The sequence below is a fragment of the Pseudomonas citronellolis genome (assembly GCF_001586155.1).
Lineage (GTDB): Bacteria > Pseudomonadota > Gammaproteobacteria > Pseudomonadales > Pseudomonadaceae > Pseudomonas > Pseudomonas citronellolis.
Genome location: NZ_CP014158.1, coordinates 4,419,536 through 4,439,993 on the forward strand (window position 1 = coordinate 4,419,536; position 20,458 = coordinate 4,439,993).

The window sequence follows — 20,458 nt, forward strand, 5'->3', positions numbered from 1 at the left end:
CGCGACACCGCCCCTTTCTGGCCGCGGCCAGAAAAATAAGTGACAATGCCCCGGCAGGAGGCCTTGCAAAAGCGCGGCCTATCATACTCAGGATTCTTTCCTACATTAAGGCCCGCAGCGCAATGAAACGTACGGCTTTCTTCATTTCCGACGGAACCGGCATCACCGCCGAAACCCTCGGCCAGAGTCTTCTTGCGCAGTTCGAGAACATCCATTTCCACAAACTGACGCGACCGTACATCGACACCGAAGAAAAAGCGCGCGTCATGGTACAGCAAATCAACGCGGCTGCGCAGGCGGACGGCGCCCGCCCGATCATCTTCGACACCATCGTCAACCGTGAGATCCGGGCGGTCCTGGCCCAGTCGAACGGCTTCATGATCGACATCTTCTCGACCTTTTTGTCCCCTCTGGAGCAGGAATTATCCGCGGACTCGTCGTATTCCGTCGGAAAATCCCACAGCATCGGCCACAATCCGCACTACATGGAGCGGATCGACGCGGTCAACTTCGCCCTCGACAACGACGACGGCGCCCGCACCCACTACTACGACAAGGCCGACCTGATCCTGGTCGGCGTGTCGCGCTGCGGCAAGACGCCCACCTGCCTCTATATGGCAATGCAATATGGCATTCGTGCGGCGAACTATCCGCTGACCGAGGAGGACATGGAGCGCCTGCAGCTGCCCAACGCCCTCAAGCCCTACAAGGGCAAGCTGTTCGGCCTGACCATCGACCCCGACCGGCTCACCGCCATCCGCAACGAGCGCAAGCCCAACAGCCGCTACGCCAGCTTCGCCCAGTGCGAGTTCGAGGTGCGCGAGGTGGAGAACCTGTTCCGCCGCGAGAACATCGCCTACATCAACTCCACCCATTTCTCGGTGGAGGAGATCGCCGCCAAGATCATGGTGGAGAAAGGCGTCGAGCGCCGCCTGAAGTAGCCCCGCACGGCCCTGTGAACCGGCTCACGCTGCCGCCCGCCGGGGCCTGGCGGGTGTCGTCACACGGCACCTGCGTGCTAGAATCGCGCCCCGCATCCCTCCTGGGGGGCCCAGGCCCCGGCCAAGGATGACTCGCCCGCAGGCCGTGGCGTTTGCCGGATGTACCCGTTCACTGGCCTACGGCCCCCAGCGCTCAGGACTTATGAGACTCAAGCCCACAGCCCTGCTGCTCCTGATTTTCCTGGCGGCCTTCGGCGGCCCCGCCGGCGCCGCCGGCAAGACCGTCTACGGGCTCATCGAATACGCCCACATCGGCCAGCTCGACCAGGTGCTGGCGGCCAAGCTCGACACCGGCGCCAAGACCGCCTCCCTGAGCGCCCGCGACATCAAGCGCTTCAAGCGCGACGGCGAAACCTGGGTGCGCTTCTACCTGGCCACCGACACCGCCGACAGCCAGCCGCTGGAGCGGCCGCTGGCGCGCATCAGCAAGATCAAGCGGCGCCACGGCGACTTCGACCCCGACGAGGGCAAGGCCTACACCGCGCGCCCGGTCATCGAACTGGATGTCTGCCTGGGCAGGCTGCGCCGCACCATCGAAGTGAACCTTACCGACCGCAGCGCATTCCAATATCCCCTGCTGATCGGCTCCGACGCGCTCAAGCGCTTCGGCGCCCTGGTCGACCCCAGCCTGAAATACGCCGCCGGCCAGCCCGGTTGCCCCGTTGCGAAACCTGCCGAGTAAAGCCCATGCGCTCCATCAACCTGCACCTGAAGATCCTGATCGCCATCCTGGTGGTCCTGGGCGTTTCCATCACCGCCTACCAGATCTTCATCCTCGGCATCCCCATGACCGAGGCGGAAACCGACGACCTGTGGAACATCGACGCCAAGGTCGAATTCCTCGCCACGCCGAAGACCCCGGTCAAGGTGCAGATGTTCGTGCCGCCGCTGACCCAGGGCTACGTCAGCCTCAACGAGAGCTTCGTCTCGAACAACTACGGGGTGAGCATCAACCGCGCCGACGGCAACCGCAAGGTGACCTGGTCCTCGCGCCGCGCCAACGGCAAGCAGACGCTCTACTACCGCCTGGTGCTGACCAAGCGCTTCAGCGGCGAGCAACCCAAGGAAAAAGGCCCGATCTTCCGTGACAGCCCGCCCCTGGAAGGCCCGGAGAAGATCGCCGCCGAAGCGCTGATCGCGCCCATCCGCCAGCACTCGGCGGACATCGAGACCTTCGTCAGCGAAACCATCAAGCGCGCCAACAACCTGGCCGACGACAACGTCAAGCTGCTGCTGGCCGGCGACACCAGCCTGGAGAAGCGCTCGTACATCGTCGAGACCCTGCTGGCCCAGGCCCACGTGCCCATGGAGCGCGTGCACACCCTGCGCCTGCTGGCCAACCAGGCGCAGAGCCCGGAACTGTGGCTGCGCAGCTACAACGGCAAGGACTGGCTGTACTTCAACCCGGAAACCGGCGAGCGCGGCCTGCCCGCCGACCGCCTGATCTGGTGGCTGGGCGACGAGCCGCTGCTGGCGGTGGAAGGCGGCAAGAAGGCGCTGATCAGCTTCAGCCTGAACAACAGCGAGATGAACGCCATCCGCCTGGCCAAGCTGACCAACGAGAACACCGACGCGTCCTTCCTCGACTACTCGCTGTACGGCCTGCCGCTGTCCACCCAGCAGACCTTCCAGATCATGATCATGATCCCCTTCGGCGTGCTGGTGATCCTGGTCCTGCGCAACCTGATCGGCATCCAGACCCTCGGCACCTTCACCCCGGTGCTGATCGCCCTCGCCTTCCGCGAGACCGGCCTGCAGTGGGGCATCGGCCTGTTCACCGTGATCACCGCCCTGGGCCTGTCGCTGCGCTCCTACCTCGAGCACCTGAAGCTGCAGATGCTGCCGCGGCTGTCGGTGGTGCTGACCTTCGTGGTGGTGATGATCGCCGCCATCAGCCTGCTCAGCCACCGCCTGGGCTTCGAGAGCGGCCTGTCGGTGGCGCTGTTCCCCATGGTGATCCTGACCATGAGCATCGAGCGCCTGTCGATCACCTGGGAAGAACGCGGCGCCGCGCACGCCATGAAGGCGGCGGTGGGCACCCTGTTCGCTGCGGCCCTGGCGCACATCCTGATGCGCGTGCCGGAGCTGGTGTACTTCGTGTTCACCTTCCCGGCGGTGCTGCTGCTCCTGGTGGCCTTCATGCTGGCGATGGGTCGCTACCGCGGCTACCGCCTGACCGAGCTGTTCCGCTTCAAAGCCTTCCTGAAGGACTGAGCCATGTTCGGCCTGATCAAGCGGTGGAAAGCCCTGGAAGCCAAGGGCATCATGGGCATCAACCGGCGCAACGCGGACTTCGTGCTGAAGTACAACAAGCGCCACCTGTACCCGATCGTCGACGACAAGATCATCACCAAGGAACGCGCCATCGCCGCCGGCATCCACGTGCCGGAGATGTACGGGATCATCTCCACCGAGAAGGAAATCGAGAAGCTCGATTCCATCATCGGCGAGCGCAACGACTTCGTCATCAAGCCGGCGCAGGGCGCCGGCGGCGACGGCATCCTGGTGATCGCCGACCGTTTCGAGGGCAACTTCAAGACCGTCTCCGGGCGCATCATCAGCCGCGAGGAGATCGAGTATCAGCTCTCCAGCATCCTCACCGGCCTGTACTCCCTGGGCGGGCACCGCGACCGCGCGCTGATCGAGTACCGCGTCACCCCCGACCAGATCTTCCGCAGCATCAGCTACGAGGGCGTGCCGGACATCCGCATCATCGTCCTCATGGGCTACCCGGTGATGGCCATGCTGCGCCTGCCGACGCGCCAGTCCAACGGCAAGGCCAACCTGCACCAGGGCGCCATCGGCGTGGGCGTGGACCTGGCCACCGGCATCACCCTGCAAGGCACCTGGCTGAACCGCAAGATCGCCAAGCACCCGGACACCACCAACGCGGTGGACGGCGTGCAGCTGCCGCACTGGGACGGCTTCATGAAGCTGGCCGCCGGCTGCTACGAGCTGTGCGGCCTGGGCTACATCGGCGTGGACATGGTGCTGGACCAGGACAAGGGCCCGCTGATCCTCGAACTCAACGCCCGCCCCGGGCTGAACATCCAGATCGCCAACGACTGCGGCCTGACCGGCCGTGCCCAGGCGGTGGAGGCCCACCTGGTGGAGCTGCAGGCCAAGGGCGTGCAGGAGACACCGGAGGAGCGGGTGCGTTTCTCGCAGAAGCTGTTCGGGCATGTGCCGGCGCGGGAGATCTGAGGCGGAGTCGGGGGCTTTTCGTGGGAGCGAGCTTGCTCGCGAACGGTGTTTCCCGGGGGCTTTCGGTGCTGGGTTCGAGAGCGCCCTCTCCCCAACCCTCTCCCTGAAGGGAGAGGGGGCTGTCCTGAGCGACGCGTCGGTCAGGCGCCATCCTTCAACCCCGTCATTCCAACGCGGGAACCCAGAGACTTTTGGGGTTGGGCTCGGTGTAGCGCGCCGCTCCGAGTCTGCGGAGATTTTTTGTTTCGCCCCCTCGGGCGAGTCCCTTTTGTCAAACGCCACAAAAGGAACCAAAAAGGCTTGCCCCGACATACGGGCCCGATGGAGCCGGGCTACCCTCACGAACTCCCCCGCCACGGAGGCCCGCCCCGAGGGTACGTCCCTGTAGCCCGCGGGGCTCTCGCGACATCCATGTCGCATGACCTCCTGAGCACCGGTTTCGCTCGGCCTTCTGAAGGGGCGTTTCGGTGCGCTCGGCTATTTCTCTGGAAGTTCGAATCGCGGACAAGGTCCGCTACACCACCCCACCCACACCATTCCCTGTAGGAGCGCGCCCTGCGCGCGAAATCGCGGGCAGGGCCCGCTCCTACAATCCGCCGGGAGGCATGGTGTTTCCCCGTAGGAGCGGACCTTGTCCGCGATAGCCGGAACCTCCGGCGCGATTCGCGGATGAGATCCGCTCCTACACCACTCCACCCACACCATTCCCTGTAGGAGCGCGCCCTGCGCGCGATTTCGCGGGCAGGGCCCGCTCCTACAATCCGCCGGGAAGCATGGTGTTTCCCCGTAGGAGCGGACCTTGTCCGCGATAGCCGGAACCTCCGGCGCGATTCGCGGATGAGATCCGCTCCTACACCACCCCACCCACACCATTCCCTGTAGGAGCGCGCCCTGCGCGCGATTTCGCGGGCAGGGCCCGCTCCTACAATCCGCCGGGAAGCATGGTGTTTCCCCGTAGGAGCGGACCTTGTCCGCGATAGCCGGAACCTCCGGCGCGATTCGCGGATGAGATCCGCTACGGTTCCAGGAAGCACGGCTTTTCGTAGGATGGTGTTGAGCGAAGCGATACCCATCACCATGACCGCATGGGTTTCGCAAGCTCAACCCATCCTACGGTTCAGGGAGGCACGGGCGTAGGAGCGGACTCCGTCCGCGATCGACCAACCGCTCGCAGCGGGCTATCCGGTGACGCTCAGCGCACCACCGCCAGTTCGAACCCACCCTGGTCGGCATGCTGCCGCACCTTCATGCCCTCCTCGTTCACCGCCAGGTTTTCCAGCGGGCGCTTGTAGGGTTTGTTGTCCAGCGTCTGCAGGGCGCGGTCCTCGTCGGTGGTCAGCAGCAGCACGTAGCGCTCGCCCTGGTTGGCGCGCACCGGTACCGTGCCTTCGATGAAGGCGTAGCGGTACCAGGTTTCCGGGTTGAGCTTGTAGACCGCGTCGCTGACCAGGCGCGTCGGGCGCTTGCGTTCGTCGAGGAACAGCAGCGACGGGTAGACCACCTGGTGGTTGGAGAAGCTGCGCACGCGCAGGCCGTAGACCTGCTGCGAGGCCGGCAGCTTCATGGCCACGTAGTAGCTCTTGCCCATGGGGAAGTCGAAGCTCGGCGAGAACTTGTTGAGTTCCTCGTAGCGCGGCTCATCGGCGTTCAGCTCGGTGAACTCGCCCTCGGCGATCTGCTCGCAGCAGCGCCTTTGCAGGTCCTGGTAGAGGTCATCGAGGGTCTTGCCGCTGCCCTTGAGCAGGGCCTTCATGGCGTCGGTCTGTTCGCCGCTGCCGTCCAGCCCCGGCAGGGCCTGCGGGCGCTGCTTGAATTGCACCTCGCGGCCTTCGGTGAAGGCGATCTGGCTGCGGCGGATGCCGTCGGCGCGGTCCTGGGCGGTGATCGGCGAGTTGTGCATGCGGCCCTGCTCGTCGACCCAGGTGTAGTACGGGTTGCCGTTCTCGCTGCGGACGAAGCCCTTGTCTTCGTAGGCCTCGGCGTCGATGTACTCGGAGGAGTGGTCGCCGTTGGGCAGCACGTAGTCGCCGCGCCCAGCCGGCACCTGGTTGCCGGCGTAGAAGCTGTTCTGCAGGTTGCCCTGGCCGTCCACCCAGGTGAAGTAGCGGCGCTTGCTCTCCCCCGCCGGCGCGCTGCCGGGCCAGAGGGTGCCGCCGTCGTCGCGCAGGCGGGCGCGGTCGCTCTGGTCGATGCGCCTGGCCGCCTGGCGCTGCTGCTGGCCGTAGCCGGCGTCGACGAAGGTGTTGTGCACCTGGCCGTTGTCGTCGATCCACGACAGGTAGCGCCCGGCGTCGGCCAGCGCCGGCGGCGGCGCGGCCGCCGTGGCCAGCAGGCAGAGGAACAGGTGGCGGGAACGCTGCATCGGGCCGCTCCTCAGAAGGTGGTGTTGTAGGTCAGGGCGAAGATATAGGCCTTCACCGTGGTGTGTACATCCATGCCGGCATAGGGGTTGTAGACCAGGTTGTCGATGCCGGTACAGGTCAGGTTGCAGCTCTGCCCAGCCTTGATGCTCTGCTTGGAGACGAAGTAGTTGAAGCCCAGGTCGATGTTGGTGTCCTTGTCCCAGCGGTAGCCCAGGCCCAGGCCGTAGAGGTCGGCGTCGCCGATGGGCACCAGGGCGTCGGCCTTGCTCTTGGGGATCGCCGAGGGCCGGTATTCGTAGCCGGCGCGCAGCTGCAGGCGGTCGTTGACGTCGTACTGCACGCCCATGGCGTAGCTCCAGGTGTCGCGGTAGCCACGGTCGAGGATGATGCTGTGGTCGGTGGCGCCGTTGGGGGCGAAGTTCTTGGCGATGCGCAGCAGGTCCAGTTCCCTGTCGAACTCGATCTCCAGGTTGTTCCAGTCGCTGTAGCCGCTCCACTTCAGGTCGAAGTTGAACTGCCAGTCATCGAACGGGCGCAGCTTGATGCCGGTGGAGAAGTTGTCCGGGTTGGTCATCTTCAGCGTCGCCACGCCATGCTCCTCCTCGGCGTTGCCGTAGGGGAACAGCGGGCTGAGAAAGGCGCCGAACACCGAGTTCTGCAGGCCCGACCAGAAGCCCTGCCAGTCCTTGGTGTAGTCCACCCGGTACTTGCCCTTGAGCTTCATGCGCGACTCACTCTGGTACACCGCACCCCAGGCGAACCAGTCGGTGGGCTCCCAGAGCACGCCCAGGTTGTAGCTGGGCGAGAGGGTCTGCTGCATGTCCAGCTTGAGGTTGGCCAGGGTGTCGTAGGGGCCGATGCGCCCGCCGCAGACGTTGAACACCAGCTCGACGATCTCCTGCGCGCCGGGCACGCAGGTGGTGTCGTGGAGGGTCTGCAGCAGGCCGGTGAGCAGGCCGGGGTTGCGGAAGTCGGTGTCCAGGGCCATGGCCTGGTGCGAGAAGCCGATGGACAGGCCGAAGGACAGCGTGTCGTTCATCTGGTAGCCCACCGAGGGCGAGAAGTAGGTCAGCCGCTGCAGCGACACGCGGCGCCCGTCGTAGCGCCCCGGGTCGCCGTCCGAGTCGCGCGAGTAGCCCAGCGCCTGGGGCGTGTAGACGTTGGTGGCGAAGGTGAACTTGGAGCCCGGCGGGTTGATCGACAGGCCCGCCAGCGGCGCCACCAGCATGGGCACGTCGGTCATGCCGCCCAGGCCCGGCAGGTACATGGTCGGCGTCATGGTGCGGCTGTGGGAGTTGGCCACCGGGTCGTCGGACACGCCGAAGGTGCTCTCGCCGTAGTTCGGCGGCGCGTGGAAGCCGGCGCGGATGTCCATCACCCCGCTGACCAGCTTCACCGTGGTCTGCCGGCCCTTGAGCTTGGTCAGCGCCGCAGGGTTGTAGTGCACGGCGTCGATGCCGGTGGAATCGGCGGTGACCGCGTTGCCCAGGGCCATCGCCTTGGGGTTGCCGATGGTGATGTCGTTGGCCAGTTGGGCCTGGGCCGGCAGAATCCAGCCAAGCCCCGCCCCTGCCATCGCCAGCAGAAGTGGCGAAATGCGCTTCGTCATGGGAACTCCGCTCGCCGTTTAGTCGGGCTTAAGGCCCTTGATATCCAGGGGCAGGGAAACCCCCAGCAAGATATCCGGTGAGTCTTCGGTCAGGCCGAAGCCGGCGTTCACGTTGACGATGTAGTCAGGCGAGGTGCGCAGGCCGAGCGAGAAGTTCATGACCGCGCTGGTCTGCTCGGGAGCCTCCACCGTGCGGGTGTCGAAGTGGTAGCGGCTCTTCATCTGGTAGGCCATCTGGTAGGAGGTGGCCAGGGACACGTCGTAGGACAGCGCGTAGGCCATGCCCATGGCGAAGTTCAGGGTGTCGCCCGGGGTGACCTTGTTCAGCTCCTCGCCGTACTGGTTCTGGTGGATGTTGTCGACCTTGAGGTTGTAGGTGTAGCCGAGCGAGCCGTAGAGCACGACCGGGTCGATCACGTAGGACATGTTCGCGCCCACGCCGAGGCTGTAGTAGCCGTTGCCGGTGGACACGTCCTTGTCCGGGTTCATGTCGAACGGGCTGTCGCCGGTGGGCAGGCCGAGGGTGGCGTAGAAGGTGGTGACCGGGCGCCCGCGCATCGCCGCCCAGGGCTGCCAGCGCAGGGTCGCGGAAATGTCGCCGAGGCTGTAGGCGTGGACGTCGCTCTCGGTGTCGTACTTGGCCACGAAGGGCAGGCGCAGGCTGAAGGTCAGGTTGTCCCAGATGCCGTAGTCGAAGGTGAAGGAGTTGGTGAAGGTGTGCTGCGCCTCGCTGGTCGCCAGCACGCTGTAGACGCTGTCGCCGGTGCGCACCTGCTGGATGCGGGTGTCGCGCATCATCGAGTAGTCCAGGCCGTAGGTGAGGGTCCGCTCGCCCTTCTTCAGCAGGGTGTAACTCTTCTCCGCCGCCTGGAACACCTCTTCCAGGGCCTTGGCGCTGTCGGCGTCGTCGGCCTTCTTGGCCAGCGCGTCACGCGCCTGGTCGACCGAGCCTTCCTCGGCCGGCGCCGGGCCCGATGCCAGCAAGGCCAGTATGGCGGCGCACGCATACCCCCTGAATCTCATGATGCAATCCCCTGGTCTTGTTCTTATGGAAGGATGAAACGTCGATCACTTGCTGCGTATGAACTGCACGTCGCCTTTGGATGCGGCCTCGATCATCCGGTTGCTGGTGAACTTGCTCATCTCCGGGAACTCGCGGAAGGCCAGCAGGCTCACGGTGCGGTCGTCCACCAGGCGCAGGTCCTGCTCCTTCAGGGCCAGGGCGTTCTTCGGCTCCTGGCCGCTTGGGTAGATGACGAAGAGCACGTTCTGGTCCCAGATCGCCTCGAAGCGGCTGCGGGTGAAACTGATGTTGCCCAGGGCAGGATCGGCAACGAAGACGTGGTCGTTGTAGACGTCGCGCACCACCACGAAATGCTTGAAGCCACCGTAGTGGATGGGCACCAGCGCCGGGTGCTCCAGCGAATCCAGGTCGGAGAATTCGGCGCGGAAGCCGCCGCTCCTGTAGCCCAGCGCGGCCGCGTAGCGCTTCATGTCCAGCAGCGAGAAGCCGCGGCGCTGGACGATCTTGTCGGCCTCACCGTACTTCAGCAGGCCTTCCATCACCTGGCGTTCCTGCAGGTCGCGGCCCAGGTAGTAGTCCAGCAGGGTGGTCAGCGCCGCCGAGCCGCAGCTGTAGTCGTAGGCCTGGCGGATGACGTTGCGGAACTGCACCTGGCTCATGGGTTCGAGTTGCACGGCCTCGCGGAAGGGGCCGTTGGGCGTGAGCTGCTGGGTGATGTTCACCGTGCCCCGGGGTTGCGGTTGGGTATCCACCGTCTGGGTGAAACCGAACAGGCCGAGCAGGCTTCCCAGCAGTATCTCGAACATCCCCTCTCCTCTCTCCTGGAAGAACCCTTGCCGGCACGGGCCGGCAAGGGGATACGCGTCACACGACCGATGGATCAGTGGCCCCAGATGCGAACCTGGGAACCGGCCATGTTCAGGTTGGAAACGGTCAGCGAACCGATGCTGGCGGCGCTGGTGTCGCCCACCTTGATGGCGCCCACCGAGACGTCGCCGGTCATGCCCGGCAGGCCCAGGGCCAGTTGCTGGGTGTCGGCGGTGCCGATCTTGGTGGTGACCACGTCGACGGTCAGCGGGTTGGCATCGTCGATCTTCAGGGCGGTGCCGCCCGGGCCGGTCAGGGTGATGTTCTCCAGGCGCAGGGAACCGGACTTGGTGTCGTCGATCTTGTCGGTGTAGACCACCGCCCCGATGCTCGCCTTGAAGTCACCGGCGATGCTGATGCCGTCCTGGCCGGTCACGCCGGCGAGCGCGCTGTCGTCCATGGATTTCAGATCGGCATGGGCCAGGAAGGGAGCGGCCAGAACAGCACTTGCAAGAACCAGTTGTTTGATTTTTTTCATTCTTGTTTCTCTCCAGTGTTCAGGTGGGTTGCCCCAGGGCACTGCAGGGGGCGTCCTGCCCCGCTGCAGGTTGGCCGGCCAAGCCGACCCTCCAGACCCGCGCCGTCTTCCCTAGGTGCCGCGGGCATGGATTCGTGAAGCTCCAGGCTTCGCGTCCTGTTTCCCAAGCTACTGGGCAACCCCCCACCTGCCAGCCCATCCAAGGGATGGAGCCGGAAACGTCGTTCGCCTCAGGCTTCGCTGAGCAACCCCAGGCTCTTGCCCTTGAGTACCGCCTGGGTGCGGCTGCGCACCCCCAGCTTGGCGAACAGGTTGTGCAGGTGCCACTTGATGGTGGCCTCCGACAGATGCACCGCCTGGGCGATGTCGCGGTTCGAAAGCCCGGCCGCCACCAGCCGCAGGATTTCCCGCTCGCGGTGGCTAACATCTTGATTTTCCTCGAAACCTGCTGGGTCGACGGACAGCCTGCGGCACTGTTCGCGGAGCAGTTCCGCCACCCCCTGCCAGGCCGCGGCGCGCTTGGGCTCGGCCTCGCGCCAGGCGTCCCAGAACGGCAGCAGCCAGATGGCGTCGTCCTGGAACAGCCGGCGGTAGCCCTGGCTCCAGGCTTCCTCGAGGGTGGGCGCGAACAGGGCAAAGGCCTTTTCGCTGTTACCTTTCTGCCAATACGCCACAGAAAGTAACAAGGCCAGACGCAACCGCCGGTCGCGCTGATAGGGCGAGGCGTTCGCCGCCAACACCGATTCCAGACGCTGCTGGGCGCGCTCGGCGCGCCGCTCGGACAGCGCCACCCGCGCCTCGGCCAGGGCCAGCGCGGCCTGGGCATCGGCATAGCGCTCGGCGGACAGCCCCGACAGGTGCCGGGCCAGTTGCAGGCAGACGCGCTCGGCCTCGTTCGGCCGGCGCAGCCACAGCAGCAGCTGCACCTTGCAGCCCATGGCCAGCGCGTAGACGCGCTCGTAGCCCGGCGACTGCAGGCCGGCCAGCCATTCGTCGAGCTGGGCCAGGCCCTGTTCGGCCTCGCCGGCGAAGAAGCGCGCCTTGGCCATCACCAACTGGCCGCGGCTGATCAGCTCCATGGGCGTGGCCACGTCGCGCCAGGTGGTGGCCAGCGGCAGTTCGGCGAGGATGGCCGCATGGCGGTCCTGCTCGTAGAGGATGTCGGCGTAGGCCAGGGCCAACGGCCCGCCCACCCGGCTGCGCCGGCCGAACACGCGCTCGACGCGGCTACGCGCGCCCTCGGCGATGGTCCGGCCGCGCTCCAGCTCGCCGCTCTCCTTGCAGATCAGCGCCTCGATCATGCTCGCCACCACCTGCAGGTACTCGCTGTCGGCCATGCGCAGGCACTCGCGGGCCACGCCGATGGCGCCGGCGGCCTCGGCGTAGTCGCCCAGCAGCGCATGGGCGGCGGCCAGGATGCAGGCCAGGCTGGCGCGGAACACCGGCTGGTTGGCCGGCACCAGCGCCAGCCACTGGCGCGACACCTTGAGGCTGGCCTCCAGCTTGTCCTGGTACAGCAGCACCAGGGCCTTGAGCACCTGGGCCACGGCCAGCAGCTCAGCCAGGCCGAAATTGCGCGCCTTGCCCTGGCCCATCAGCAGGCGGGCGCTGAGTTCCTCGATGAGCGCCTCGGCCTCGGCGAACTTCTGTTCGAAGGCCAACTGCCAGGCGTAGAAGATCTGGAACACCGGATGCTCGCGGATCACCTCGGCGGGAATGCCGCCGAGCATGCCGAGGATGCTGTACACCCGGTTGCCGGCGATCAGCCGCGCGCCCTGGCGCTCCAGCAGGTCGGCGGCGAAGGCGTAGTCGCGGGCGCGCAGGGCGTAGCGCACGGCGCGGTCGGCCATGTCGCGGCTTTCGCACCAGCGCGCGGCGGCGTTGAGCAGCGGCGTGGGGTCGGCGCTGCGGGCCAGGCGGCCCTGGAGGAAATCGGCGAACAGGTGGTGGTAGCGGAACCACTCGCGCGTATCGTCCAGGGGGATGATGAACAGCTGCTCGTTCTGCAGGCGCATGAGCATGTCCAGGCCGTCGCGGCGCCCGGTCAGGGCGTTGCACAGCTCGGCGCAGAACTCGTCGAGCACCGAGGTCTGGTCGAGGAACTGCTGCAGCGCCGGCGGCAGGCTGGCCAGCACATCCTCGGCGAGGTAGTCGGCGATGTCCCGCTCGGTGCCCGACAGCCCGCGCAGGAAGCCCTCGCGGTCGCTGTGCCGGGCCAGCGCCAGGGCGGCCAGGTGCAGCGCGGTGATCCAGCCCTCGGTGCGCTTGTACAACAGGCCCAGCTCGGCGTCGTCCAGCTGCAGGCCCTTGAGCTCCAGCAGGTAGGTGTCGGCCTCCTCGCGGGTCAGGCGCAGGTCGGCACCGTTGAGGCAGAAGGCCCAGGGCGCCAGCGCCGGCTCGTCCACCAGGAAGCGCGGGCGGTAGCGGGTGCTGGTGACCAGGCGCACGTTGTCCGGCAGGTGCTCGATCAGGTAGCGCGCCCCCGGTTGCAGGGCCGGGTGGCGGATCTGGTGGAAGTCGTCGAGGAACAGGTAGAGCGCCCCGTCGATGCGCTTGAGGTCGGCGAGGAAGGCATCCAGCAGCCCTTCCAGCGGCAGTGTCATGTCCGACTGCAGCAGGTTCGAGGTATTGGCGCCGAAGCCGGGGACGACGCTGCGGATGCTCTCCACCAGGTACTGCAGCAGGCGCTGCGGCTCGCTGTCGCCCTCGTCGCAGGACAGCCAGGCCACCAGCGCGCCGCTGGCCAGCAGGCGCTCGCGGAACAGGCTGAGCACGGTGCTCTTGCCGAAGCCGGCCGGCGCGCTGAGGATCAGCGCGCGCTGCTGGCGCGCCGCGAACAGGCGGTCGATGAGCGCGCGCCGCGGCAACAGCAGGGCGCCGTCGGTGCGCGGCGGGAACAGCTTGGTGCGCAGCAGCGGCAGGGGCGGCTGCTGGGAGTTGAGTGTGGTCATGTCAGAGCAGGCTCAGCTCGCGGGCACGGCGAATCGCTTGGGTCCGATTGCGCACCTTGAGCTTCTCGTAGATGTTGTGCAGGTGCCATTTGACGGTGCCCAGGGCCAGCGACAGCTGCTGGCCGATCTCCTCGTTGGAGAGCCCCTGGGCCGCCAGGCACACCACTTCCCGCTCGCGGTCGGTCAGCCCTTCCTCGAGCACGTCCTGTGCCTTGCGCGTTTCCTGGCCGGGCCACAGCCCCAGCAGGCTGCGGATGAACACCTGCAGCGCCGGCTGGCGCTCGGTGGCCTCCAGTTGCTGGAGCATCTGGCGGATGCCCTCGCCTTCCTCGATGAACAGGCTGCGCACGCCTTCGCGCTCGGCGCCCACCAGGCATTGCCCGAGCAGGCTGTTGGCGCGCTCCTGGTAGCCCAGGCGCTGGTAGCTGAGCGCCGCCAGCAGGTCCAGGCGCAGGCGCTGCAGGCCGTGCCAGTTGGCTTGCAGCAGGCCGCGCAGCTGGGTGATCTCGTGCAGCGCCTCGCTGAAATGGCCGCGCGCCTGCAACAGGCGCACGCGGCTCAGGCCGCGCACCCAGAGCACCGGGTTGAACGGGCCCTGGCGGTAGGAGGCGGCGAGCTTCTGCCAGTCGATGCCGTTGAGGCGCTGCTCGGCGCGCTTGCAGCGGTCGGCCGCCGGCTCCTGGAGGATCAGGTTGATCTCCTCGCCCACGGCCATGGCGAAGATGCGCCAGGAATGGTTGCGCGAGGCCAGGCTCTGCATCAGCCCGAGAGTCGCCAGGGCTTCCTTGCCGCGCCCCTGCAGGCGCTGCACCCGCGCCAGGCACTGCATGCCCTGGGCGTAGAGGTCGATGGGGTTGATCACGTCGACGCGCCCCAGCGCCCAGCGCAGGCGCTCTTCCAGGCCGTCGACGTCCATGCGGTAGTAGGCGGTCAGGCCCTCGGTGATGGCCGGCAGGGCCAGCGCCTGGGAACGCCGGTCGAACAGCGGCACGGCCTGCTGCTTGACGCGTTCCACCAGCAGTTGCGCCTGCTTCACCTGGCCCTGCTCCAGGGCCAGCATCACCTCGATGGTGGACAGCTGCATGTGCAGGTAGCGGCCGTCGAGGAAATGGTTGCGCTGCTGCGCCAGGCCCATCAGGCGGCGCGCCTGCTCCGGCTGGCCGTGCATCACCTGGGCGAAGGCGGCGACCAGCAGGATGGCGCATTCGAGGAAGGCCGAGTTCTGCCCCAGCTGGCTCTCCACCCGGCGGGCCAGGGCGATGCACTGCTCCAGGTCGTCCTTCTGCAGCGCCAGCACGGCCTTGACCGCCAGCGCCGAGAGGTACTGGTCGCCCATCGGCGTCTGCGGCTTGCCGTCGCTCCAGCGCGCCAGCAGCTCGTCGAGCATGCGGTTGGCCTCGGGCAGGCTCAGTTCGCTGGCGCGGGTCCAGACGTCGCTGAGCACCAGGATCGGGTAGCGCGCGGCGATCTCGTCGGGCACCTGCCGGCGCCAGCGCGAGATCAGGTACAGCTGGCCGCGGTTGATCAGCTCCAGGCCATAGCCGTCGACCAGGGCGGCGAGCATCTCCGGGTCCTCGGCCAGGCAGGCGTGCTCGATGGCCAGGGTCGGCATGTGGTGGTTGGTGAACCACAGGCTGGCGTTGAAGTGCAGTTGCTTGAAGCGTTCCGGCTCGCGTTCGCGCAGGTGCGCGCGGAGGAAGTCGGCGAACAGCTGGTGGAAGCGGTACCAGTGGCGCTCGCGGTCCAGCGGCATGAGGAACAGTTGCAGGCTGTCCAGGCGCTCCAGCAGGGCCTGGCCGTCCTGGCGGCCGGTCAGGGCGTTGGCCAGCTCGCCGTTGAAGCGGCTCGCCACGCTGAGCGTCAGCAGGCTGTCGCGGATGTCCCGGGGCAGGCGCTCGAAGACGCTGCGCAGCAGGTAGTCGCCGACCTCGGCGGGGCCGCCGCCCAGCTCGGCCAGGTCGCGCTGGGCGCCGGCGGGCGGCTGGCGCAGCCACAGGCCGAACAGTTGCACGCCCATCACCCAGCCCTCGGTGCGGGCGTACACGGCCTTCAGGCAGGCCTCGTCGAGTTCCACGCCCTCGCCGCTCAGGTATTCGCGGGTCTGCTCCTGGGACAGGCGCAGCTCTTCCACCCCGACTTCCAGCAGCAGGCCCTTGGCCCGCCAGGTGGCGAGGTTCAGCGGCGGCTGCGAGCGGCTGCCGATGGCCAGGGTCAGGCCCGGCGGGGCGTACTGCACCAGGCGGTTGAGGCCGGCGAAGATGTCCGGCTGGGTGATCCGGTCCAGGTCGTCGAGCACCAGCAGCAGCGGCACGTCGACGCGCAGCAGGTCGGAAAGCAGGCTCTCCATGACCGCCACGGCCGGCACCCGCAGGGTGTTATGCAGGTAGGCGGCGGCGTCCCGGCCGACGTCCGGCAGGCTGGCGGCCAGGGCCTCGGTGAGCTTGCTGCAGAAGCGCCCCGGGTCGTCGTCGGAGCCCTCCAGGGAAAGCCACACCACCTTCTGCCCCTGCGCTTCGCGGCGCTCGGCGAGCATGGCCAGCGCGGCGCTCTTGCCGAAGCCGGCGGGGGCGCTGAAGAGCAGGACGCGATGATGGGCCGAACGCTCCAGGGCAGCCTGGAGCTGGGGGCGGTACTGGTATTCGGCAGGCACCCCGGGAGGTGTCGATCTGGTACGCAGAAGGCTGCCGGCTGCGGTTTTTAGCACTACGTCCACGGCCTCTATCCCTGTTTCATTATCGTTGTGGTACGGAGCATGGCTTCCGCGGGATAATCCAATTCTTATCAGAATGCTTACCTTGCGTAAACCGAAGAGAAGGGCTCTAGCATCGACTCTTCGGGCCTGCGCAGGAATGGCTCTCAGCCTAGCCCAGGGTTCCTGTTCCTACCTATGTCCCGCTATTGTGTACACCCGCTCCCCTACCGGGAGGATCCGACGGCGCGCTTCGCCCGCATCGCCCAGGCGCCCGGCGCCGTGCTGCTGGACGCCGGCAGGCCTGGCGCCGACCGTGGACGCTATGACCTTATGAGCGCCTGGCCATTGGCAGAACTGGCGCCAAGTGCCGACGAATCGGCCAAGGCGTTCTTCGCCCGCCTGCGCACGGCGCTGCAGAGCCTCGGACAGGCCGACGCGGGGGAAATTCCGGACCTGCCATTCGTCGGCGGAATGATCGGCTATCTGAGCTACGACCTGGGACGGCGCATCGAACGCCTGCCGCAGCACAGCCGCGACGACCTCGGCCTGCCCGATGCGCGGGTCGGCCTGTACGCCTGGGCGCTGGTCACCGACCACCAGTGTGGCACCAGCCAACTGGTGTTCCACCCGCGCCTGGAAGCCGCCGAGCGCCAGCGCCTGCTGGCGCTGTTCGAGGCCGACGCGGCGGCGCCGGCGCTGCCGCCCTTCCGCCTGCATGCCGGCTTCCGGCCGGACCTGAGCCGCGAGCAGTACCGCCAGGCCCTGGAGCGGGTGCAAGGCTACATCCTCGCCGGCGACTGCTACCAGGTGAACTACACCCAGCGCTTCCGCGCGCCCTGCAGCGGCTCGCCCTGGCAGGCCTACCTGGCCCTGCGCGAGGCCTGCCCGACGCCCTTCGCCGGCTACCTGGGCCTGGGCGACGGCGCCATCCTCAGCCTGTCGCCCGAGCGCTTCATCCGCATGCACCGGCGCCAGGTGGAGACGCGCCCGATCAAGGGCACCCGCCCGCGCGGCCGCACGCCCGCGGAGGACGCGGCCAATGCCGAGGAACTGCTGGCCAGCCCCAAGGACCGCGCCGAGAACCTGATGATCGTCGACCTGCTGCGCAACGACCTGGGGCGCAGCTGCACGCCCGGCACGGTGCGGGTGCCGGAACTGTTCGCGCTGGAAAGCTACCCCAACGTGCACCATCTGGTCAGCAGCGTGACCGGCGAGCTGGCCGCCGACAAGGACGCCCTCGACCTGCTGCTGGGCAGCTTCCCCGGCGGCTCCATCACCGGCGCGCCCAAGGTCCGCGCCATGCAGATCATCGACGAGCTGGAGCCGAGCCGCCGCGGCATCTATTGCGGCAGCCTGTTCTACCTGGACGTGCGCGGCGAGCTGGACAGCTCCATCACCATCCGCACCCTGCTGGTGAAGGACGGCCAGGCCAGTTGCTGGGGCGGCGGCGGGATAGTCGCCGATTCGGACTGGGAGGCGGAATACGCGGAGTCGCTGACCAAGGTGGACGTGCTGCTGCGCACCCTGGAACGCCTCGGCGACTGAGCGCCGCGCAGAGCGCTATGCCGCAGCCCGCCTCGGCAGGGCCACCCGCACCCGCAGGCCGCCCAGTTCGCTGCCTTCCAGCGCCAGGCTGCCGCCGCAGGCCGCGGCGATGTCGCGGGCGATGCCCAGGCCCAGGCCGTGGCCGGCCACCTGCTCGTCCAGGCGGGTGCCGCGCTCGAGCACGCTGTCGCGCAGTTCCTCGGCGATGCCCGGGCCGTCGTCGTCCACCAGCAGGCGGTAGCCGTCCTCGCGCTTCTCCACCTGCAGGCGCACCTCACCGGCCGCCCACTTGCAGGCGTTGTCCAGCAGGTTGCCGAGCAGTTCCAGCAGGTCCTCGCGGTCGAACGGCAGGCGCAGGCCGGGCGCCGCCTCGCAGGTGATGCGCAGGTGCTCGCCGTGGATCAGCTGGAGCATCTCGCGCAGGCTGGGCAGCTCGGCGTCGCAGTCGAAATGCGCGCCGGGCAGCGCCTCGCCCACCAGGCGCGCGCGGCCCAGTTCGCGGGCCAGGCGCTGGTCGATCTGCTCCAGCTGCTCCTGCAGCACCCGCTTCAGCTCGGGGTGCTGCCGCAGTTCCTCGCGCTCGGCCAGGCTGATCAGCACCGCCAGCGGCGTCTTCAGCGCATGGCCGAGGTTGCCCAGGGCGTTGCGCGAGCGGCGCAGGGTTTCCTCGGTGTGCTGCAGCAGGTGGTTGACCTGCTCCACCAGCGGCTCCAGTTCCTGCGGCACCCGGGTGTCCAGTTGGCTGCGCTGGCCGTCCTGCAGCTGGGCGATCTGCTGGCGCACCTGTTCGAGCGGGCGCAGCGCGCGGCGCACCGTCAGGCGCTGGAAGAACAGGATCAGCAGCAGCGCCAGCGCCCCGGCGCCCAGGCCAATGTTGCGCAGGCGGTTGAAGCTCTTGAGGATCGGCGTGTAGTCCTGCGCCACGCTGATCCGCAGGCTGCGCCCGTAACGCTTGTAGTCGCCGCGGAAGACCAGCAGGCGCTGGCCTTCCGGCCCCTTGGCCAGGCCTTCGCGCAGCCCCGTGCGCTCCGGCACCTTCAGCTCATGGTCCCACAGCGAGCGCGAGCGCCAGTCGGTCTGTTCGAAGTGGATCTGGAAGTAGCGCCCGGAGAACAGCCGCTCGTAGGCGCCGTCAATACGCTGCGGGTCCAGCTGCAGGCCGGCCGGGCCGCGGATGATCGCCACCAGCAGGCTTTCCGCCTCGTCCTGCAGGCCGCTGGCCAGGTAGCGGCGCAGGCCCTGGTCGAACAGCCAGAGCCCGGCCTGGGCCAGCGCCAGGCCGACCACCAGCAGCACCGCGGCGAGGCCGAAGCCCAGGCGCCGCTGGATCGAGATCAAGCCGCGCCCCCGCTGCTGCCGGCGAAGCGGTAGCCCTGGCCGCGGCGGGTCTCGATGATCTCGCGGCCGAGCTTGCGGCGCAGGTGGTTGATGTGCACCTCGATGACGTTGGAGTCGCGCTCGGTCTCGCCGTCGTAGAGGTGCTCGGCCAGGTGCGACTTGGACAGCAGCTGGCCCGGGTGGAGCATGAAGTAGCGCAGCAGGCGGAACTCGGCGGAGGTCAGGTCGACCTCGCGGCCATCCTGCTGCACGCACTGGCGCGCCTCGTCCAGGCGCAGGCCGCCGGCCTCCAGCTGGGCCTGGTTGGCCACGCCGTGGGCGCGGCGCAGCAGGGCCTGGATGCGCAGGAAGAGTTCTTCGGGGTGGAAGGGCTTGGTCAGGTAGTCGTCGGCGCCGGCCTTCAGCCCGTCGATGCGCTCGGCCCAGGAGCCGCGCGCGGTGAGGATCAGCACCGGGGTGGCCAGGCCCAGGCCACGCCATTCGCGCAGCACGTCCAGGCCGGGGCGGCCCGGCAGGCCGAGGTCGAGGATGATCAGGTCGTAGGGCTCGCTGGCCCCCTGCACCGCGGCGTCGCGGCCGTCGGCCAGCCAGTCCACGGCGTAGCCCTGGCGGCTCAGCCCGGCCAGCAGTTCGTCGGCGAGGGGGACGTGGTCCTCCACCAGCAGCAGACGCATCAGTCGTCTTCCTTATCCTTGAGGATGCGCCCGTCACGGGCATCCAGTTCCAGTTCGCGGACCACGCCGCCAGCGGTGAGCAGCTCTATCTCGTAGATGTAGGCGTCGTGCTCCTTCTCCAGCTCCGCCTCGAGCAGGCGCGAGCCGGGGTAGCGCTGCAGCGCGGCCGGCAGTATCGACTCGAAGGGGCGGATCACCCCTTCGCGGGTCAAGCGCAGGGCCTCGTCCTGGCTGATGTCGTGGGCCGACGCCGCCCCGGCCAGGCAGACCGCGACGAGCAGCGCGTAACGCAGAGGATAGGTCATCAGTGGTCCTGGCGGTCCTTGAGCACTTCACCGCTCACCGCGTCCAGCTCGACATCCCACTTCACCCCCTGGGCGTCCTTGATGTCGACCTTGTACAGGTAGCGGCCGTGTTCCAGTTCGAGCTCGCTATCGTACACGGTTCCGCCGGCGTGCTTGGCCAGCGCGGCCTGGTTCAGGCGCTGGAAGTCCTGGATGGTGCCGGCGTCACGCAGGCGCAGGGCCTCGTCGGGGCCGATGTCGTGGGCCAGCGCCAGGCTGGAGGCACCGAAAAGAGCGGTGGCGGCGATCAGACGGGTGAGGGTTTGCATGGGAAGGCTCCTGCGAATTGCCAATGCTCGCAGGCTATCGAAAGGCCATTAACTCAAGCTGAATGGATGCAGGACGGATCATTCACCGGATGAAGGATG

Annotated in this window: 16 protein-coding genes; 5 read left to right on the plus strand and 11 right to left on the minus strand. The window is 67.7% G+C overall.

Annotated features, from left to right (window positions below):
* Nucleotides 1-122: 122 nt before the first annotated feature.
* The 4 genes from ppsR (at nt 123) to PcP3B5_RS19155 (ending at nt 4,205) form a co-directional block, all read left to right on the plus strand.
* The gene (ppsR, locus tag PcP3B5_RS19140; protein WP_009618715.1) at nt 123-941 is read left to right on the plus strand and encodes a posphoenolpyruvate synthetase regulatory kinase/phosphorylase PpsR; all 819 of its coding nucleotides are present in this window, start codon (nt 123-125) and stop codon (nt 939-941) included.
* 202 nt (nt 942-1,143) lie between these two features.
* Nucleotides 1,144-1,683, plus strand: a complete 540-nt coding sequence (rloA, locus tag PcP3B5_RS19145; RefSeq protein ID WP_043272133.1) for a retropepsin-like aspartic peptidase RloA — start codon at nt 1,144-1,146, stop codon at nt 1,681-1,683.
* A gap of 5 nt (nt 1,684-1,688) precedes the next feature.
* Nucleotides 1,689-3,215, plus strand: coding sequence for an osmotic stress tolerance membrane protein RloB (gene rloB / locus PcP3B5_RS19150; protein ID WP_058070251.1), 1,527 nt, complete (start codon nt 1,689-1,691; stop codon nt 3,213-3,215).
* A gap of 3 nt (nt 3,216-3,218) precedes the next feature.
* Nucleotides 3,219-4,205, plus strand: coding sequence for an alpha-L-glutamate ligase-like protein (locus PcP3B5_RS19155; protein WP_061562144.1), 987 nt, complete (start codon nt 3,219-3,221; stop codon nt 4,203-4,205).
* Nucleotides 4,206-5,397: 1,192 nt separating this feature from the next.
* Here PcP3B5_RS19155 and PcP3B5_RS19160 read toward each other — a convergent pair.
* From PcP3B5_RS19160 to PcP3B5_RS19190, 7 genes are all read right to left on the minus strand, one after another.
* The gene (locus PcP3B5_RS19160; protein WP_061562145.1) at nt 5,398-6,567 is read right to left on the minus strand and encodes a MalM family protein; all 1,170 of its coding nucleotides are present in this window, start codon (nt 6,565-6,567) and stop codon (nt 5,398-5,400) included.
* 11 nt (nt 6,568-6,578) lie between these two features.
* A complete protein-coding gene (locus PcP3B5_RS19165; protein ID WP_009618708.1) occupies nt 6,579-8,177 on the minus strand; it encodes an outer membrane protein transport protein in 1,599 nt (532 codons plus the stop codon).
* An 18-nt stretch (nt 8,178-8,195) separates the two neighbouring features.
* Nucleotides 8,196-9,200 (minus strand): transporter, encoded by a 1,005-nt coding sequence (locus PcP3B5_RS19170; RefSeq protein ID WP_009618707.1) that lies wholly within the window; start codon nt 9,198-9,200, stop codon nt 8,196-8,198.
* Nucleotides 9,201-9,245: 45 nt separating this feature from the next.
* Nucleotides 9,246-10,007 carry a C39 family peptidase gene (locus PcP3B5_RS19175; protein ID WP_009618706.1) on the minus strand — a complete coding sequence of 254 codons (762 nt, stop codon included), beginning with the start codon at nt 10,005-10,007 and terminating at the stop codon, nt 9,246-9,248.
* Nucleotides 10,008-10,081: 74 nt separating this feature from the next.
* Nucleotides 10,082-10,546 (minus strand): DUF6160 family protein, encoded by a 465-nt coding sequence (locus PcP3B5_RS19180; RefSeq protein ID WP_009618705.1) that lies wholly within the window; start codon nt 10,544-10,546, stop codon nt 10,082-10,084.
* A 230-nt stretch (nt 10,547-10,776) separates the two neighbouring features.
* Nucleotides 10,777-13,497 (minus strand): helix-turn-helix transcriptional regulator, encoded by a 2,721-nt coding sequence (locus tag PcP3B5_RS19185; protein ID WP_061562146.1) that lies wholly within the window; start codon nt 13,495-13,497, stop codon nt 10,777-10,779.
* A gap of 1 nt (nt 13,498) precedes the next feature.
* Entirely contained in the window at nt 13,499-16,210 is a 2,712-nt protein-coding gene (locus tag PcP3B5_RS19190; RefSeq protein WP_082816359.1) for a winged helix-turn-helix domain-containing protein, read from the minus strand.
* A gap of 174 nt (nt 16,211-16,384) precedes the next feature.
* On the opposite strand from PcP3B5_RS19190, the gene pabB reads away from it, so the two are divergent.
* Complete coding sequence (gene pabB, locus PcP3B5_RS19195; protein WP_061562147.1) at nt 16,385-17,734, plus strand: aminodeoxychorismate synthase component I; 1,350 nt, start codon at nt 16,385-16,387, stop codon at nt 17,732-17,734.
* A gap of 15 nt (nt 17,735-17,749) precedes the next feature.
* Here the strand turns inward: pabB and PcP3B5_RS19200 are convergent, their stop codons facing one another.
* From PcP3B5_RS19200 to PcP3B5_RS19215, 4 genes are read right to left on the minus strand one after another with little or no spacing between them, the layout of a single operon-like run.
* Complete coding sequence (locus PcP3B5_RS19200) at nt 17,750-19,072, minus strand: sensor histidine kinase (protein ID WP_061562148.1); 1,323 nt, start codon at nt 19,070-19,072, stop codon at nt 17,750-17,752.
* Nucleotides 19,069-19,746: a response regulator transcription factor gene (locus tag PcP3B5_RS19205; protein ID WP_009618700.1), complete on the minus strand. Its 678-nt coding sequence runs from the start codon at nt 19,744-19,746 to the stop codon at nt 19,069-19,071. The genes PcP3B5_RS19200 and PcP3B5_RS19205 overlap by 4 nt, the downstream gene beginning before the upstream one ends.
* On the minus strand, nt 19,746-20,051 hold the full coding sequence (locus PcP3B5_RS19210; protein ID WP_009618699.1) for a PepSY domain-containing protein: 306 nt from the start codon (nt 20,049-20,051) through the stop codon (nt 19,746-19,748). Before PcP3B5_RS19210 ends, PcP3B5_RS19205 begins: the two co-directional genes overlap by 1 nt.
* On the minus strand, nt 20,051-20,359 hold the full coding sequence (locus PcP3B5_RS19215; protein ID WP_009618698.1) for a PepSY domain-containing protein: 309 nt from the start codon (nt 20,357-20,359) through the stop codon (nt 20,051-20,053). Before PcP3B5_RS19215 ends, PcP3B5_RS19210 begins: the two co-directional genes overlap by 1 nt.
* Nucleotides 20,360-20,458 lie beyond the last annotated feature (99 nt).

Excerpts from the sequence above, each read along its gene's own strand:
- rloB (WP_058070251.1), top strand. The coding sequence starts at position 1,689 with ATGCGCTCCATCAACCTGCACCTGAAGATCCTGATCGCCATCCTGGTG.
- pabB (WP_061562147.1), top strand. The coding sequence starts at position 16,385 with ATGTCCCGCTATTGTGTACACCCGCTCCCCTACCGGGAGGATCCGACG.
- PcP3B5_RS19180 (WP_009618705.1), bottom strand. The coding sequence starts at position 10,546 with ATGAAAAAAATCAAACAACTGGTTCTTGCAAGTGCTGTTCTGGCCGCT.
- PcP3B5_RS19205 (WP_009618700.1), bottom strand. The coding sequence starts at position 19,746 with ATGCGTCTGCTGCTGGTGGAGGACCACGTCCCCCTCGCCGACGAACTG.
- PcP3B5_RS19165 (WP_009618708.1), bottom strand. The coding sequence starts at position 8,177 with ATGACGAAGCGCATTTCGCCACTTCTGCTGGCGATGGCAGGGGCGGGG.
- PcP3B5_RS19210 (WP_009618699.1), bottom strand. The coding sequence starts at position 20,051 with ATGACCTATCCTCTGCGTTACGCGCTGCTCGTCGCGGTCTGCCTGGCC.
- PcP3B5_RS19175 (WP_009618706.1), bottom strand. The coding sequence starts at position 10,007 with ATGTTCGAGATACTGCTGGGAAGCCTGCTCGGCCTGTTCGGTTTCACC.
- PcP3B5_RS19170 (WP_009618707.1), bottom strand. The coding sequence starts at position 9,200 with ATGAGATTCAGGGGGTATGCGTGCGCCGCCATACTGGCCTTGCTGGCA.
- rloA (WP_043272133.1), top strand. The coding sequence starts at position 1,144 with ATGAGACTCAAGCCCACAGCCCTGCTGCTCCTGATTTTCCTGGCGGCC.
- ppsR (WP_009618715.1), top strand. The coding sequence starts at position 123 with ATGAAACGTACGGCTTTCTTCATTTCCGACGGAACCGGCATCACCGCC.
- PcP3B5_RS19185 (WP_061562146.1), bottom strand. The coding sequence starts at position 13,497 with ATGACCACACTCAACTCCCAGCAGCCGCCCCTGCCGCTGCTGCGCACC.
- PcP3B5_RS19215 (WP_009618698.1), bottom strand. The coding sequence starts at position 20,359 with ATGCAAACCCTCACCCGTCTGATCGCCGCCACCGCTCTTTTCGGTGCC.
- PcP3B5_RS19160 (WP_061562145.1), bottom strand. The coding sequence starts at position 6,567 with ATGCAGCGTTCCCGCCACCTGTTCCTCTGCCTGCTGGCCACGGCGGCC.
- PcP3B5_RS19155 (WP_061562144.1), top strand. The coding sequence starts at position 3,219 with ATGTTCGGCCTGATCAAGCGGTGGAAAGCCCTGGAAGCCAAGGGCATC.